Origin of the sequence: Phocaeicola barnesiae DSM 18169 = JCM 13652, assembly GCF_000374585.1 — a bacterium.
GTDB classification, from domain to species: domain Bacteria; phylum Bacteroidota; class Bacteroidia; order Bacteroidales; family Bacteroidaceae; genus Phocaeicola; species Phocaeicola barnesiae.
The window spans coordinates 147,656-161,837 of sequence record NZ_KB894645.1 but is presented as its reverse complement, the minus strand read 5'-3'; the positions used below and the strand labels follow the sequence as shown (position 1 = coordinate 161,837).

The 14,182-nt window shown below is 48.3% G+C and carries 14 protein-coding genes; 7 read left to right on the top strand and 7 right to left on the bottom strand.

Features of this window, described 5'->3' with window-relative positions:
* Window positions 1–10: 10 nt before the first annotated feature.
* The 4 genes from pyk (at window position 11) to C510_RS0104620 (ending at window position 3,789) form a co-directional block, all read left to right on the top strand.
* Entirely contained in the window at window positions 11–1,471 is a 1,461-nt protein-coding gene (gene pyk / locus C510_RS0104635) for a pyruvate kinase (RefSeq protein ID WP_018710165.1), read from the top strand.
* A gap of 10 nt (window positions 1,472–1,481) precedes the next feature.
* Window positions 1,482–2,120, top strand: coding sequence for an O-methyltransferase (locus C510_RS0104630; protein WP_018710164.1), 639 nt, complete (start codon window positions 1,482–1,484; stop codon window positions 2,118–2,120).
* A 7-nt stretch (window positions 2,121–2,127) separates the two neighbouring features.
* Complete coding sequence (gene rbfA / locus C510_RS0104625) at window positions 2,128–2,463, top strand: 30S ribosome-binding factor RbfA (RefSeq protein ID WP_018710163.1); 336 nt, start codon at window positions 2,128–2,130, stop codon at window positions 2,461–2,463.
* Window positions 2,464–2,559: 96 nt separating this feature from the next.
* A complete protein-coding gene (locus C510_RS0104620) occupies window positions 2,560–3,789 on the top strand; it encodes an FtsX-like permease family protein (protein ID WP_018710162.1) in 1,230 nt (409 codons plus the stop codon).
* Between the two features lie 12 nt (window positions 3,790–3,801).
* On the opposite strand, the gene murI is transcribed toward C510_RS0104620, so the two are convergent.
* The 7 genes from murI to ribD form a co-directional block, all read right to left on the bottom strand.
* Window positions 3,802–4,641: a glutamate racemase gene (gene murI / locus C510_RS0104615; RefSeq protein WP_018710161.1), complete on the bottom strand. Its 840-nt coding sequence runs from the start codon at window positions 4,639–4,641 to the stop codon at window positions 3,802–3,804.
* Between the two features lie 115 nt (window positions 4,642–4,756).
* On the bottom strand, window positions 4,757–5,311 hold the full coding sequence (locus C510_RS0104610; RefSeq protein ID WP_025892227.1) for an OmpH/Skp family outer membrane protein: 555 nt from the start codon (window positions 5,309–5,311) through the stop codon (window positions 4,757–4,759).
* 64 nt (window positions 5,312–5,375) lie between these two features.
* Window positions 5,376–5,891: an OmpH/Skp family outer membrane protein gene (locus C510_RS0104605; protein WP_018710159.1), complete on the bottom strand. Its 516-nt coding sequence runs from the start codon at window positions 5,889–5,891 to the stop codon at window positions 5,376–5,378.
* Between the two features lie 33 nt (window positions 5,892–5,924).
* A complete protein-coding gene (bamA, locus tag C510_RS0104600; protein ID WP_025892228.1) occupies window positions 5,925–8,567 on the bottom strand; it encodes an outer membrane protein assembly factor BamA in 2,643 nt (880 codons plus the stop codon).
* 9 nt (window positions 8,568–8,576) lie between these two features.
* Window positions 8,577–9,308 (bottom strand): isoprenyl transferase, encoded by a 732-nt coding sequence (locus tag C510_RS0104595; RefSeq protein WP_018710157.1) that lies wholly within the window; start codon window positions 9,306–9,308, stop codon window positions 8,577–8,579.
* A 23-nt stretch (window positions 9,309–9,331) separates the two neighbouring features.
* Window positions 9,332–10,762, bottom strand: coding sequence for a BamI family beta-barrel-assembly machinery protein (bamI, locus tag C510_RS0104590; protein ID WP_018710156.1), 1,431 nt, complete (start codon window positions 10,760–10,762; stop codon window positions 9,332–9,334).
* A 295-nt stretch (window positions 10,763–11,057) separates the two neighbouring features.
* Entirely contained in the window at window positions 11,058–12,092 is a 1,035-nt protein-coding gene (gene ribD, locus C510_RS0104580) for a bifunctional diaminohydroxyphosphoribosylaminopyrimidine deaminase/5-amino-6-(5-phosphoribosylamino)uracil reductase RibD (RefSeq protein WP_018710154.1), read from the bottom strand.
* A 33-nt stretch (window positions 12,093–12,125) separates the two neighbouring features.
* Between ribD and prmC the strand changes: the two genes are divergently transcribed.
* The 3 genes from prmC to C510_RS0104565 are packed head-to-tail and all read left to right on the top strand — an operon-like array spanning window position 12,126 to window position 14,117.
* Window positions 12,126–12,968 (top strand): peptide chain release factor N(5)-glutamine methyltransferase, encoded by an 843-nt coding sequence (prmC, locus tag C510_RS0104575; RefSeq protein WP_022339219.1) that lies wholly within the window; start codon window positions 12,126–12,128, stop codon window positions 12,966–12,968.
* On the top strand, window positions 12,965–13,450 hold the full coding sequence (locus C510_RS0104570) for a regulatory protein RecX (RefSeq protein WP_018710152.1): 486 nt from the start codon (window positions 12,965–12,967) through the stop codon (window positions 13,448–13,450). Before prmC ends, C510_RS0104570 begins: the two co-directional genes overlap by 4 nt.
* Window positions 13,428–14,117, top strand: coding sequence for a ComF family protein (locus tag C510_RS0104565; RefSeq protein WP_018710151.1), 690 nt, complete (start codon window positions 13,428–13,430; stop codon window positions 14,115–14,117). Before C510_RS0104570 ends, C510_RS0104565 begins: the two co-directional genes overlap by 23 nt.
* The last annotated feature ends 65 nt before the right edge of the window (window positions 14,118–14,182 follow it).

The window sequence follows — 14,182 nt, the reverse complement described above, 5'->3', positions numbered from 1 at the left end:
TTAGAACCATATGATGCTCAAACAAACAAAAATCGTTGCGTCCATTTCGGACTTGCGTTGTGAAGTAGATTTTATTAGAGACCTGTTTCAGGCTGGTATGAATGTTGTCCGTATGAATACGGCGCATGCCAACCGTGAAGGGTTCGAGAAACTGATTGCGAATGTCCGTGAGGTATCCAATCGCATCGCTATCCTGATGGACACAAAAGGTCCTGAAGTACGTACTACAGCAAGTGCGGAAGGTCCCATTGATTTTAAGACTGGTGAGAAGGTAAAGATTGTTGGTAATCCGGATCAGGAGACAACCCGTGAATGTATCGCGGTGACATATCCGAACTTCGTACATGATTTGAATATCGGAGTATCCGTGTTGATTGATGACGGCGAGTTGGCTTTGAAGGTCGTTGATAAGGATGAAAATACATTGTTCTGCGAAGTGACCAACGATGCTACTTTGGGAAGCCGTAAAAGTGTAAATGTACCGGGTGTACGTATCAATCTGCCGTCATTGACAGAGAAAGACCGTAATAACATCCTGTATGCCATTGAAAAAGACATCGATTTCATTGCGCATTCTTTCGTACGCAACAAACAGGATGTACTTGATATCCGTGAAATCCTGAATGCACATAACAGCGGCATCAAGATTATCGCCAAGATTGAGAACCAGGAAGGTGTAGACAATATCGACGAGATTCTGGAAGTGGCAGACGGTGTGATGGTTGCCCGTGGTGACCTGGGTATCGAAGTTCCGCAGGAACGTATTCCGGGTATCCAGCGTAAACTGATCAAGAAGTGTATTCTGGCCAGAAAACCGGTTATCGTTGCAACTCAGATGCTGCATACCATGATCAACAATCCGCGTCCTACCCGTGCCGAAGTAACCGACATTGCAAACGCCATCTATTACCGTACCGATGCCTTGATGCTGAGCGGTGAAACAGCTTACGGTAAATATCCGGTAGAGGCTGTCAGAACAATGGCCAAGATCGCAGCTCAGGCTGAAAAGGACAAGATGGAAGAAAACGATATTCCTATTCCATTGACTCCGGAAAATACCGATGTAACCAGCTTCCTGGCTAAGCAGGCTGTCCGTGCTACTACTTTGATGCCTATCCGTGCCATCATTACAGACAGTTTCAGCGGTCTGACTGCACGTAACCTGGCAGCTTTCCGTGGTAAATACCCGGTATTGGCTGTTTGTTACAATGAAAAGACGATGCGTCACCTGGCTTTGTCATACGGTGTAGAGGCTATCTACATGCCGGAGAAGGCCAACGGTCAGGAATATTATTTCACAGCCTTGCGTAAGCTGTTGGACGACGGTGTATTGTCACATAATGATATGGTGGCTTATCTGAGTGGTGGAAAGATGGGAACCCGTACCTCATTCCTTGAAATCAACCAGGTGGATGACGTCTTGAAGAATGCCGATGATTACGTATTGCCTAACCGTAACCGTTATCTCTAATAAATAAGGTATGAAAGAGACGGACGCTCTGGACGAGTATATATTACAGCATATAGACGAAGAAGGAGATTACCTGAAAGCTTTGTATCGGGCGACGCACGTCAAACTGTTGCGTCCCCGTATGGCTTCGGGGCATCTGCAAGGACGTATGCTGAAAATGTTTGTGCGGATGATACGTCCGAAACAGGTGCTTGAAATCGGTACCTACAGTGGGTATTCGGCGCTTTGTCTGGCCGAAGGGCTGGAAGAAGGAGCGATGCTCCATACCTTCGAAATCAATGATGAACAGGAGGACTTTACCCGTCCTTGGCTGGAGAATTCTCCTTATGCCGATAAAATCCGATTCTACATCGGCGATGTAATGGAAATGGTGCCACCGATGGACTTACAGTTCGATCTGGTATTCATGGACGGAAACAAACGGTTCTATGTAGATTATTACGAGATGGTACTGAAGAAGATGCCTTCGGGTGGATATATCCTGGCAGACAATACCCTATGGGATGGTCATGTATTGGAGGAACCCCATCATACAGACCAGCAGACCATCGGAATCAAGAAGTTCAATGATTTGGTAGCGGCCGATGAGCGGGTGGAAAAAGTGATACTTCCCCTGCGTGACGGACTGACTATCATCCGAAAAAAATAATGATTATATGGAAACAACCAGACAGAATAAGATTGCTCGTCTGATTCAGAAGGAACTGAGTGAGATTTTCCTGTTGCAGACCAAGGCGATGCCGGGTGTACTGGTATCAGTCAGTACCGTACGCATCAGTCCGGATATGAGTTATGCGCGGGCGTATCTCAGCGTGTTCCCCTCAGAGCGGAGCGAAGAGATTGTCAAGAACATCAATGGAAACATGAAGGCTATCCGTTTTGAATTGGGAAACCGTGTACGCCATCAGTTGCGCATCATTCCGGAACTGAAGTTCTTTGTAGATGATTCGCTGGATTATGTAGAGAAGATAGATGAGTTGTTGAAGAAATAATATGGAAGGAGAACACAGGCTATGTGTCCCTGTTCCTGTCGGAATGGGATGATAGAGCCTGTGTTTTTCTTTTGCTGTCGATAAAAATAAATCTCCGTGAATTTTCCTTTTTATATTGCCCGCAGGTATTTGTTTTCGAAGAAGTCACACAATGCCATCAATGTGATTTCGGCTATTTCGGTGTGTGGTGTCGCTTTGGCTACGCTGGCTTTGGTCTGCACCCTTTCGGTCTTCAATGGATTTCAGGACCTGGTGGCTACGTTCTTTACGGCATTCGATCCGCAATTGAAGGTGACGGCTTCGGCCGGGAAGGTCTTCGACGGTCAGGATGAGCGGATTCTCCAGGTTTGTCGGATGCCGGAAGTGGAGGTGGCTATGGAATCACTGGAAGACTATGCGATGGTGCAATATAACGGACATCAGGCGATGGCTGTCATCCGGGGCGTAGAGGATTCGTTTGACAAGCTGACTCCCATAGACAGCATTCTTTACGGCCGCGGAGAACTGCTGCTGCATGACGAGGTGGCTCATTATGCGATACCGGGTATCCAGTTGGCCTCTACTTTAGGTACGGGTGTCCGTTTCCTGGACCCGTTAGAGATTTATGCTCCCAAACGGGGAGCTAAGGTAAATATGGCCAATCCGGCGGCAAGCTTTACAGAAGGAGACTTGTTCTCCTCCGGTCTGTTGTTTGCGGTGAACCAGGAGAAATATGACGGTAGCTATATCTTGACTTCTCTGGACTTTGCCCGGGAGTTGTTTCAGTATACCACAGAAATCAGCGCCTTGAATCTGAAACTGAAACCTACGGTGGACGAGGATGATTTCAAGGAGAAGCTGAGGGAATATCTGGGGCCGGATTTCCAGGTACTCGACCGTTATGAACAGCAAGCCGATACGTTCCGTATCATGAAGGTAGAAAAGCTCATTTCTTACCTGTTCCTGACATTTATCCTGATGATTGCCTGTTTCAATGTCATCGGTTCCCTGTCGATGCTGATTATTGACAAGCGGGATGATGTGGTGACTTTACGTAATCTGGGAGCCAGTGACCGGCAGATTGTCCGTATCTTCCTCTTTGAGGGACGTATGATTTCCTTTTTCGGGGCTGTTGCCGGTATAGTGCTGGGGTTGTTGCTTTGTTTTCTGCAGCAGGAATACGGATTGATTTCACTGGGAGATTCCGGAAGCTTTGTGGTAGATGCCTATCCGGTCAGCGTTCATGGAAGCGATGTCGTTCTCGTGTTCGTTACTGTACTGCTGATTGGTTTTCTTTCCGTCTGGTATCCTGTGCGGTATCTCAGTAAGCGTCTGTTGAAAAAATAACCGGCATGCACCTTATTCCAAGGTGATGCTGGTCACTTGTACCTGTTCATGCAGGAACACGGAAGCCGATTCCTGGAATTTTTCCACCGATTCCGTGGTCAGAAACTCGCAGCGGTGGTTCTTGGTACACCGTTCGTCCATATCCGGATGCCGTTTCAGATAGTCTTTCAAACTGTTGCTGACATATTCTCCTTGTGCTACCAGGCGGATGTGTGCGGGTGTGTATTGCCTGATTTTCTTGTAGAGCAAGGGGTAGTGTGTACATCCCAGTACGATGGTATCTATTTCCGGGTCTTTTTCCAGCAGGTTATTCACGTATTTCTGGACGAAATAGTCGGCTCCCGGCGAATCGAATTCATTGTTTTCCACCAGGGGTACCCAAAGCGGGCAGGCCATACCGGTAACCTGAATATCCGGATAGAGCTTACGGATTTCCAGCGGATACGATTCGGATTTGATGGTACCTGCTGTTGCCAGAATGCCTACATGACGTGTTTTCGTCAGTTCTCCGAGGGATTCGGCTGTCGGCCGGATAACTCCCAGTACACGGCGTTCAGGCGCCAGGTGCGGCAAATCGTTCTGCTGGATGCTGCGGAGCGCTTTGGCCGAAGCCGTATTGCAGGCTAGTATGACCAGCGGACAACCCAGGTCGAAGAGCCTTCGCACGGCCTGTAGGGTGAATTCGTAGACGACTTCGAATGAACGGGTGCCGTATGGGGTACGGGCGTTATCTCCCAGATAGATATAGTCGTATTTCGGAAGAAGCTCGCGGAACTTACTCAGGATGGTAAGGCCTCCGTAGCCGGAATCGAAGACTCCGATAGGGCCGGAAAGAGCAGAGAATGGTGACATATCAATTTCTTTAGCGTTCGGTTCAAAAAGAAAAAGCGAAGCATAATGTGTTCCTTCCGGATTCTTTTGCTTCGCTTTTATGGGGATTGAGTCCGGAATCCGGACTTTCAGTTTCTTACTGAGCTGGGGTTGCTGCCGGAGCTGCCGGAGTAGCCGGAACAGCTGTCAGGCTGATACCTAATTTGGTCTTGATATCGTTGGTAATGTCTTTAGAAGCTGTTTCATCGATGTAAGGGATGTCAGTTCTGTTCAGGTCGAATACGTATGTGTAAGCGCCTGCTTTTCCTACAGCTTTTACAGCGTCTTCCATTTTCTGATAAATCGGTTCCATCATGTCAGCGTAAGCTTTCTGCAACTGCTGCTGTGCGTCCTGCTGGAACTGCATTCCTTTTTCAGACAATTCCTGCAATTCTTTCTGACGACGTTCCTGAATGTTCTGAGGAAGGCTTTTCTGTTCCTGCTGGTATTCAGCGAATTTCTTGTTGAACTCGTCTGAAGCACGTTTGATTTCGTCTTCGTATTGTTTCTGCATAGCCTGGATATCGGTCTGAGCCTTTGCGTATTCCGGCATAACCGGGATGATGTCCATAGACTTGAAGTGTGCGAACTTCTGAGCGAATACACTCATCGGAGCGATGAGTAAAAGTAATAATGCAATTTTTTTCAACATAATCTTATTCCTTGTTTTATTTGATTTTACTGATAAGGTTTCTTTCGGTTGCAAATGTATAAAATTAATTTGAATATCCTAATTTAGAAAGGATTTCATTGCTGATATCGATGCGCGGGGAGGCAAATATCATGCTTTGGTCCGAGGCGCGGTCGAATACCACATCGTAACCTTGCTGGGTAGCTACGGTCTTTACGGCATTGTAGATGGCATCCTGGATGGGAGTAATCAGTTCCTTCTGCTTCTTGGCCATTTCGCCTTCCGGACCGAAATATCTGGCACGCAGGTCGGCTGCTTCCTTTTCTTTGGCTACGATAGCGTTTTCCTTTTCGGTCCGTTGGCTGTCCGATAAGGTACTGGCCGATTGCTGGTAGGCTTCGTACAGCGATTTGGCTTCCTGTCCTTTGGCTTCTATTTCTTTCTGGTACTGCTGCGACAGACTTTCCATTTGCCGGTTAGCCTGTTCGTATGCCGGAATATGCTTCAGGATATATTCCATATCAATCAGTGCAAAGCGCTGGGCTTGCGCTGTAATCATGCCTGTGAGGGCGATGATGATTGTCAGGATAACTTTCTTCATAATGTTGGCTTTTAAATCGTTAAAGTTGGTTCATTAGAATTCTTGTCCGATGATGAAGTGGAACTGGCTGCCGCTATACTGCATAGACCCGTTGATCTTGTCGAAGCCGTATGCCCAGTCAATACCCATCATACCGATCATCGGCAGGAAGATACGTACACCCACACCGGCCGAACGTTTCAGCTTGAACGGGTTGAAATCGGAAACGTCGTTCCAGGCGTTACCGGCTTCGACGAATCCCAGTGCGTAGATACTGGTAGAGTTCTCCAGCATCAGCGGATAGCGGAGTTCTGCGCCCAGACGGATGTATGCATAACCTTCGCTTCCGTACGGTGTCAACGAACCGTTTTCATAACCGCGGAGGGCGATGGTTTCCGAAGCGTAGTTATAGCTGTAGCCGGTCATACCGTCACCACCTACGTAGAAGGTCTCGAACGGAGAACGTTTGTATTTGTTGAAGTGTCCCAACAGACCAAATTCCGTACGGGTCATGATAACCGGACATTTCTGGATATCCATCAGCGCGGTATAGGTCTTTGCTTTGAATTTCCACTTGTGGTATTCAATCCAGCGGTACATGCTGGCAGCTTCGTCGTAATTGTCTTTTCCGTAAGTAGAGTAATCCTTCTTGCTGAAGAGTGAATACGGCGGTGTAATCTGCAAAGAAGCCGTGAATTCAGAACCGTAACGCGGGAAAATCGGGTTATCGGTAGAGTTACGTGACAGAGTCAGGTTCAGGCTCAGGTTATTACAGTTACCGGTGTTCATGTATTGTCCGTTGTTCAGCTTGATGTACAGGTAACTCCAGTCTTTCAGGATGAACCGTTGGTATGACAGTTCTGCCATCAGCGTAAAGTAGTCATCCGGCCATCTCAGACGCTTACCCCAACCCAGAGATACACCGAACATCTTGATGGACTTGTCTGGGTCGTAATATGATTCGTAATTGTTGTAATAGTTTCCGTAGTAGTTACCGTAGCCACTGTACAGATAATTGTAATAGTTGTTCATGTAAGCAGAGTTATAATACTGGCTGCTTACGTCAGTCTGTACAGAATAGAAGGCCGATACGGAAAGTGAATTCGGACGTTTGCCGCCGAACCACGGGTCCAGGAAGGAGATACTGTATGACTGATAATAGCTACCGTTGGTCTGTCCGCTGATGGTCAGTGTCTGTCCGTCACCTTGTGGCAGGAATCCGCGGAAGTTGTCGTTCTTGCGGAACAGGTTGGCAAACGAGAAGTTGGTGAACTTCAGACTCAGCTTACCGATGATACCTGTCTGTCCCCAACCGGCAGAGAATTCTACCTGGTCGTTGGCTTTGGATTCCAGGTTCCAGTTGATGTCTACCGTACCGTCCTGTACGTTAGGCTGTACTTGTGGATCTATGTTTTCTGGGTTGAAGTGTCCCATCTGGGCAATTTCACGGTAAGAACGTTCCAGCGCGTCTTTACTGAACAGGTCGCCCGGACGTGTACGAAGTTCACGGCGGACTACGTTTTCATACAGACGGTCGTTACCGTTGATACGCACACGGCTGATGGTAGCCTGAGGACCTTCGGTAATACGCATTTCCAGGTCGATGGAATCGCCGTCGATGTTGACTTCTACCGGGTCGAGGTGGTAGAATACATATCCACGGTTATAGTAGTTGTTACCGATTGCGTCTTCATCGTTCGAGATACGGTCGTTCAACAGCTTCTGGTTGTATACATCTCCTTTCTTCATGCGGAGCTGTTCGTTCAGCAAGTCAGAAGGATATACGGTATTTCCCACCCATGTGATGTCACGCACGTAGTATTTGTTTCCTTCATATATCTTCATGTATACATCGACTGTCCTGTCATCGTATGTCGATACGCTGTCTGTAACAATCTGAGCGTCACGGTAACCCAGTTCGTTGTATTTGTCGATAATCTTCTGCTTGTCGTCTTCGTAATTCTGCTGGATAAACTTCTTGGTACGGAACAGGTTAATCAGCTTACCTTTTTCGTTGGTCTTTTTCATGACGCGTTTCAGCTTCTTGTCTGTCAGTACCGTGTTGCCGTCAATGGTAATTTGGTGTACTTTGACTTTTTCCTTCTTGTCGATGAACACATCCACATAGACCTGTTCCTTATTGGCCGGGTCTTCACGTTCTACGATATTGACTTCCGTGTTTTTGAAACCTTTGTCGCTGAAATGCTTCTTGATGACAATCTTGGCACGGTCAATCAGGTTCGGAGTAATCTGGCTACCTTTTACCAGTCCCAGTTTTGCTTGCAGATCCTCTCTTTCACTCTTCTTTACACCATGGTATACGATGTCTGTGATACGTGGGCGCTGTGACAATGAAATCTTCAGATAGATTTTATTGCCCACAATCTTTTCGGCTGTTATCTGTACGGATGAAAACAATCCGTGTCTCCAATACCGTTTCACGGCCGATGTGATGTCATCGCCCGGCACAGTAATGGTTTGTCCGACAGCCAGACCGGATATCCCGATCAATACATAGTCCTCGTAATTCTTTACACCTTCCACCTGGATGTCGGCTATCTCGTATTGTTTGGGAGTGCCGTTATAGAGGATGGTCGGTTTGTAAATCGTATCATTCACTTCCTGTGCGAATACTTCGGCAGGAAGGCAGAATGAGCAAGCAAGCGTAAACAAGCTAATTGGAAAAAGGTATCGCATGTTTCTGGGTTATATTTGTTCACTGGTTTTGCCAAATCGGCGTTCTCGTTGTTGATAGTCATAAACTGCTTTATACAGTTCTTCTGCACCGAAGTCGGGCCAGAAAGTATCGCAGAAGTAAAGTTCTGAATAAGCACATTGCCAAAGCAGATAATTACTTAGCCGTATTTCTCCTCCGGTACGGATCAGCAGGTCCGGGTCGGGCATATAGGATGTAGCCAGATGGCTGTCGATGGTTTTGTCATCGATGGCGTTCGGATCCAGCTTGTGGGCCATGACTTCCTGTGCTATCTGCTTCACCGCTTCGGTCAGTTCCCATTTGGATGAATAGCTCAGTGCCAGTGTCAGGCACATCCCTGTATTGTTAGAGGTACGCTCAATACACTGTTCCAGTCTTTCCAATACATTGGATGGAAGTTTGGCGGTATCGCCGATAATCCGGAAACTGATGTTGTTTTTCATGAATGTCTCCTCTTCGATGGAGTCCATGAGCAGACTCATCAAGGCCGCTACTTCATCGACGGGGCGGTTCCAGTTTTCGGTAGAGAAGGTGTAAAGAGTCAGAAACTTTACGCCTAACCGTGCCGAGGCTTCGGCGATGGTATGTACAGTCTCCGCACCAGCCTGATGTCCGAAAGAGCGGATCTGTCCCCGTTGTTTGGCCCAGCGTCCGTTGCCGTCCATAATGATGGCAATGTGTGACGGAATCCGTTTTTTATCCAGCTGTTCTAGATATTGCATAGTCTTTACTCTCTTTTAAAAGATTACCATTTTGATGCGAATCCCAGGCGGTTGATACGGCCGCGGCAGATGGATCCGTCTTCCCAGATTATCCAGATGAAGTTGTCCTGGTCTACTGCGCAAGAGTAGGTCCCTTCTCCTTCTGTATAATACTGTGCGAAAGGTTTCAGGTTCGGGTTGCTATCAGATACCTTTTTGGGGAAGATGATATTCCTTGTTTCTTTTCTCCATGAAAGTCCGTTGTCGATGGAACAGTACAAAGCTTCGAACGGCTTGATGGTGCCATTGGCATTGCCTCCACCGAATGCATAGAGCTTCTTGTCGTAATAAATCATGGAGATGTTCTTCAGATTCGGACAAACGACCGGAGTGTTCGGTGTATAGATGTTCCATGTATTCTCGATAGAAAGCCGGTTGGCTACTATGGCTGTCGTATCGGCTTCTGCTGTCCCGTTGTTGTGGCTGAGTGCTACCACCCGTTTGATACTTGTGTTGTACTCAACCGGGAATGCCGTTGCAGAAATGCGGTTTCCTGCCAAAGGCTTCAATGTCTCGGCTTCGGTGTCTGTTGTCCATTGATAGGTGTCGGACAGATAACCGCTTTGCTGCTGGTCATTGAAGGCATAAAGTACATCTCCGCCTACAATCAGTTGGCTGATTGCCGCATCTGTAGTGACCGGAGTACAGTTGTTTGTAGACGGGTCAATGCGGTAGAGCTGTTTGCCGGCTACAAAGTAGACAGCTCCCTGCCAGCTTGTAGCTGAATAGCTGTCAATTCCGGAAACTTCAACCGGAAGGGTCTGCCAGGCACTTGAACTTCCATTGCTTACAGAAGACCACTGGATGACGGTTTCTCCGGCTGTGTTCTGACCGAATACATAGATATGATTGGCGGCATAGACTGCTTTCTGACGTTGTAGTTTTATGCCCTGGTCAAACTTGTTGGTTACGAAATTCCATTGCAAAGAATCTGGAACCTGCTTGTGAACATTCACTTTTACCTGGTATGATTTACCTACTACGCCGCTGTAAGCCAATACCTTGAAGATAACAGGTCTGGTAAAGTCAATAGAGTCCGTGTTGGTCCACAAGGTGTCTTTTACATTCGAACCGTCCGGTTTCTCGTAATAGATATAATAAGTGTCGGCTGTAATGTTTGTCAGAACTTTCGTAACATCCGTACCCACCGGTAAAGAGTCTTTATTCTCGATGGTCCGGTTCAGCTGGTCGATGGTAAAAGGATATTTGCTGCAGTCGATGGTATCCGTAAAGATACTATCACTGCCATCTTTGGCGATTCCTGTCTTCTCGATGTGCAATATTCCTATAGAAAAGCCTGTAATACTGGTGTTTGAACTGTATGTAATTTCCTCAACGTCGTCATTGAGACATGAAGTCAACATCCATACGGTACTGCATAAACCAACGATCAGTGGCAAAAACTTTATTTTCATTTGTAAATGAGTTCTTTTGTTACAAGTTGCAAAAGTAGAAAGTTTTTTGTCGAATCTCCACTTTTATACCAAGTTTTATATAAAATTATGGATAAACGCCCCTTTTTTGTCCACCAAATCACGCATTTTATGTTTTGTCGGGGAGGAAATGATGCGTGTATCCGTATTAATTCTTTATTCTCTGTACCCGGAACGTATATTCCCCGCATGCAGCATATACATCCTGCATGCGGGAAATGTATGTTTTCCCATTGGAGTCCGAATATCGGAGGGGTTTGTCTGAATGAATGGAACATCATCTGTAATAATGACTCACACAGATACTGTCCCGCAGCTCATAGTCGCAGGGGTAACCCTTCTTTACTGCCGGAGCGGCGACTCCTTGCCGGAGAATCTGGGCGGAATGCTCGATGAAGATATCGTCCCAGAGTTCTTCGTCCAGGAAGGACTGGAGCAGACAGCTTCCTCCTTCGACCAGCAAAGTCTGTATTTTCCGCTCTATCAGCTCGTTCATGATCTGTGGAAGGATATCTTGTGAGAAATCCAGTTGCACATAAGTCAGGTTGGGCTCCGAAGCGGCTTCCCGGGCGGTAAATACGACGGTAGGTACACTTCTGTCGAACAATTTCAAACCGGCAGGCAGAGACAAGTCTTTGTCGATGACCAGCCGTAACGGATTCTTTCCGTACCAGTTCCGTACGGTCAGTGACGGATTGTCCAGCAGAGCGGTCCGTCTGCCCACCAGAATGGCCTGGTGCTCGGCACGCTGCTTGTGTACGTACATGGAGGTGATAGGGGTGGAAAGCACTACCGGCTGACCGGAAGTACGTTCCACATCGATAAAGCCGTCGGCCGATTGGGCCCATTTCAAGGTGATGTACGGCCGTTTGCTGATGTTCTGGGTGACAAACCGTTTAATCAGCGCCTTGCATTCTTCCTCCAGTACGCCTACTTTGACGTCAACGCCTGCTTCTTTCAGTTTCCGGATGCCCCGGCCGGCTACCAGCGGGAAAGGGTCCGTACATCCTACCACTACCCGGGGGATTCCTTTCCGGATAATCAGGTCGGCACAGGGAGGAGTCTTCCCGTAATGGGAGCAGGGCTCCAGGCTTACATAGATGGTCGAGTCCTTCAGCAGGCTTTCATCCTTTACCGAGCGGATGGCATTCACTTCGGCATGTCCTTCGCCGCAACGGGCGTGATAACCTTCGCCGATGATGCGTCCCTGGTATACGATGACTGCACCGACCATGGGATTGGGAGCGGCGTTGCAGAGGCCGTTGCGTGCCAACTGGATGCAGCGGCGGATATATTTCTCATCTGTTGTCATATCTTGATGGTTTTTTCGTACTTTTGCGTAATTATGCATCCTATATATGATTATATCAAACAGGCCTTGGCGGGGTATTATCCCGCCGGTGAGGCTGCTGCATTAGGCAAATGGATTCTGACCGATTGTTTCCATCTGTCTGCTGTCGATTTGTATGCAGGCAAAGATACGAATTTTTCCATAGATAGCCGGACGAGGCTGGAGGATATTCTGTCGCGGCTGAAACGCTATGAGCCTCTTCAATATATAATAGGAGAGGCTTCTTTCTGTGGCTTGTCGTTGAAGGTGACTCCGGCAGTGCTGATACCGCGTCCTGAAACGGAGGAACTGATAGACTGGATTGTAGCCGATTACCGGGGGGTAGCCGGAAAGACGGTACTCGATGTAGGTACGGGGAGTGGCTGTATTCCTATTGCCTTGGCCCGCAGGCTGGAAAATCCCCGTGTGTTTTCCTGGGATGTTTCTGAAGCAGCCCTGCAGGTGGCGGCAGAGAATGTGGTCCGCAACGGTGTGGAAGTAACTTTGCAGCAGGTGGATGTGCTTCAGGCAGATTGCCCGGCATTTCCGGTGGATATTCTGGTCAGTAACCCTCCTTACATCGCCGAAAAGGAAAGAAGTTCCATGGAACGGAATGTGTTGGACTGGGAGCCGGGGCTGGCCTTGTTCGTCCCCGATGATGACCCGCTGGTGTTTTACCGGCGGATTGCGGAAATCGGCTGGCAGCGGCTGGTTCCTTCCGGTACCCTTTATTATGAAATCAATCAGGCTTATGGAGGCGAAACGGTAGCGTTGCTGCGTTCTATAGGATATGTAGATGTAGAACTCCGGAAGGACCTGTCGGGGAATGACCGGATGATAAAAGCTGTACGACCATGAATGAGGATTCGATAAAGAAATGGATAAACAAGGCGGAAGTCTATTGTTCGGCAGCCGAACGATGCCCGTCGGAAGTAATGGAGAAATTGCGCAGATGGGGGGCGGACGAGGAGCAGATACCCGCGATTATCGCTCACCTGGAGAAGGAACGCTACCTGGATGCGGTCCGGTTCTGCCGCTTCTTTGTGAGGGATAAGTACCGGTTCAACCAGTGGGGCCGGATGAAGATTGTCCAGGCGCTTCGGATGAAGCAGTTGGATGCTGCTCAGATTCAGGAGGGGCTGGAAGAAATCGATGAAGGGGAATATCTTCGGATGCTGGACCGCCTGCTGAAGCAGAAGGCCCGTAGCGTCAAGGCTGCTTCCGGATATGAGCGGAATGCCAAACTGATACGTTTCGCTGCCGGGCGCGGATTTACCATGGATGAAATCATGAAGGTCGTGAAACAGGTGGATGCCGATGAGCCTGTGGAAGGATTTTAAGGACTTCTTTTTCCCGCGTACCTGCATGGGATGTGGAAAGAAACTGTTGGTCCATGAATCAGTCGTTTGTCTGTCCTGTTTGTCCGGCCTGCCTTTTACGGGGTTGGGAAACACGCCCGGCAACGGTATGGAACGTCAGTTCTGGGGGCGGTTCCCGATTGAGCGCGCTTCGTCGCTCTTCTATTATGCCAAAGGGGGAGAAGTGGCTTCCATGCTGCATGGCATGAAATATTACGGCAGGCGGAAAGTATGCCGGCAGATGGGGAACTGGCTGGCGGCAGAATTGTCGGCAACCGGTTTCTTCGATGGTATCGACTGTTTGATTCCGGTCCCTCTGCATCCTTGCCGGTTGCGTCAGCGGGGGTATAACCAAAGCGGACTGTTGGCGGAGGGTATCTCGGAGCAGACGGGCATCCCGCTCTGTACGGATGCTCTGGTCCGTACCCACAACAACCGGACCCAGACCCATAAGTCGGGCTATGAACGCTGGCAGAACACCGACGGACTTTTTGCCGCTACCGTACAGGCTGCTTCGCTGGCAGACAGGCATATCCTGCTGGTGGACGATGTGCTTACCACGGGGGCTACGCTGACTGCCTGTGCCGATGCCTTGTCTTCCATACCCGGTATACGTATCAGTGTCGTTACATTGGCGTGGGCCAAATGATACATTCTGGCGAGTTTTTTAAAAAATAATACACGTAAATTTTCTAATCTTGATGTATTTCCATA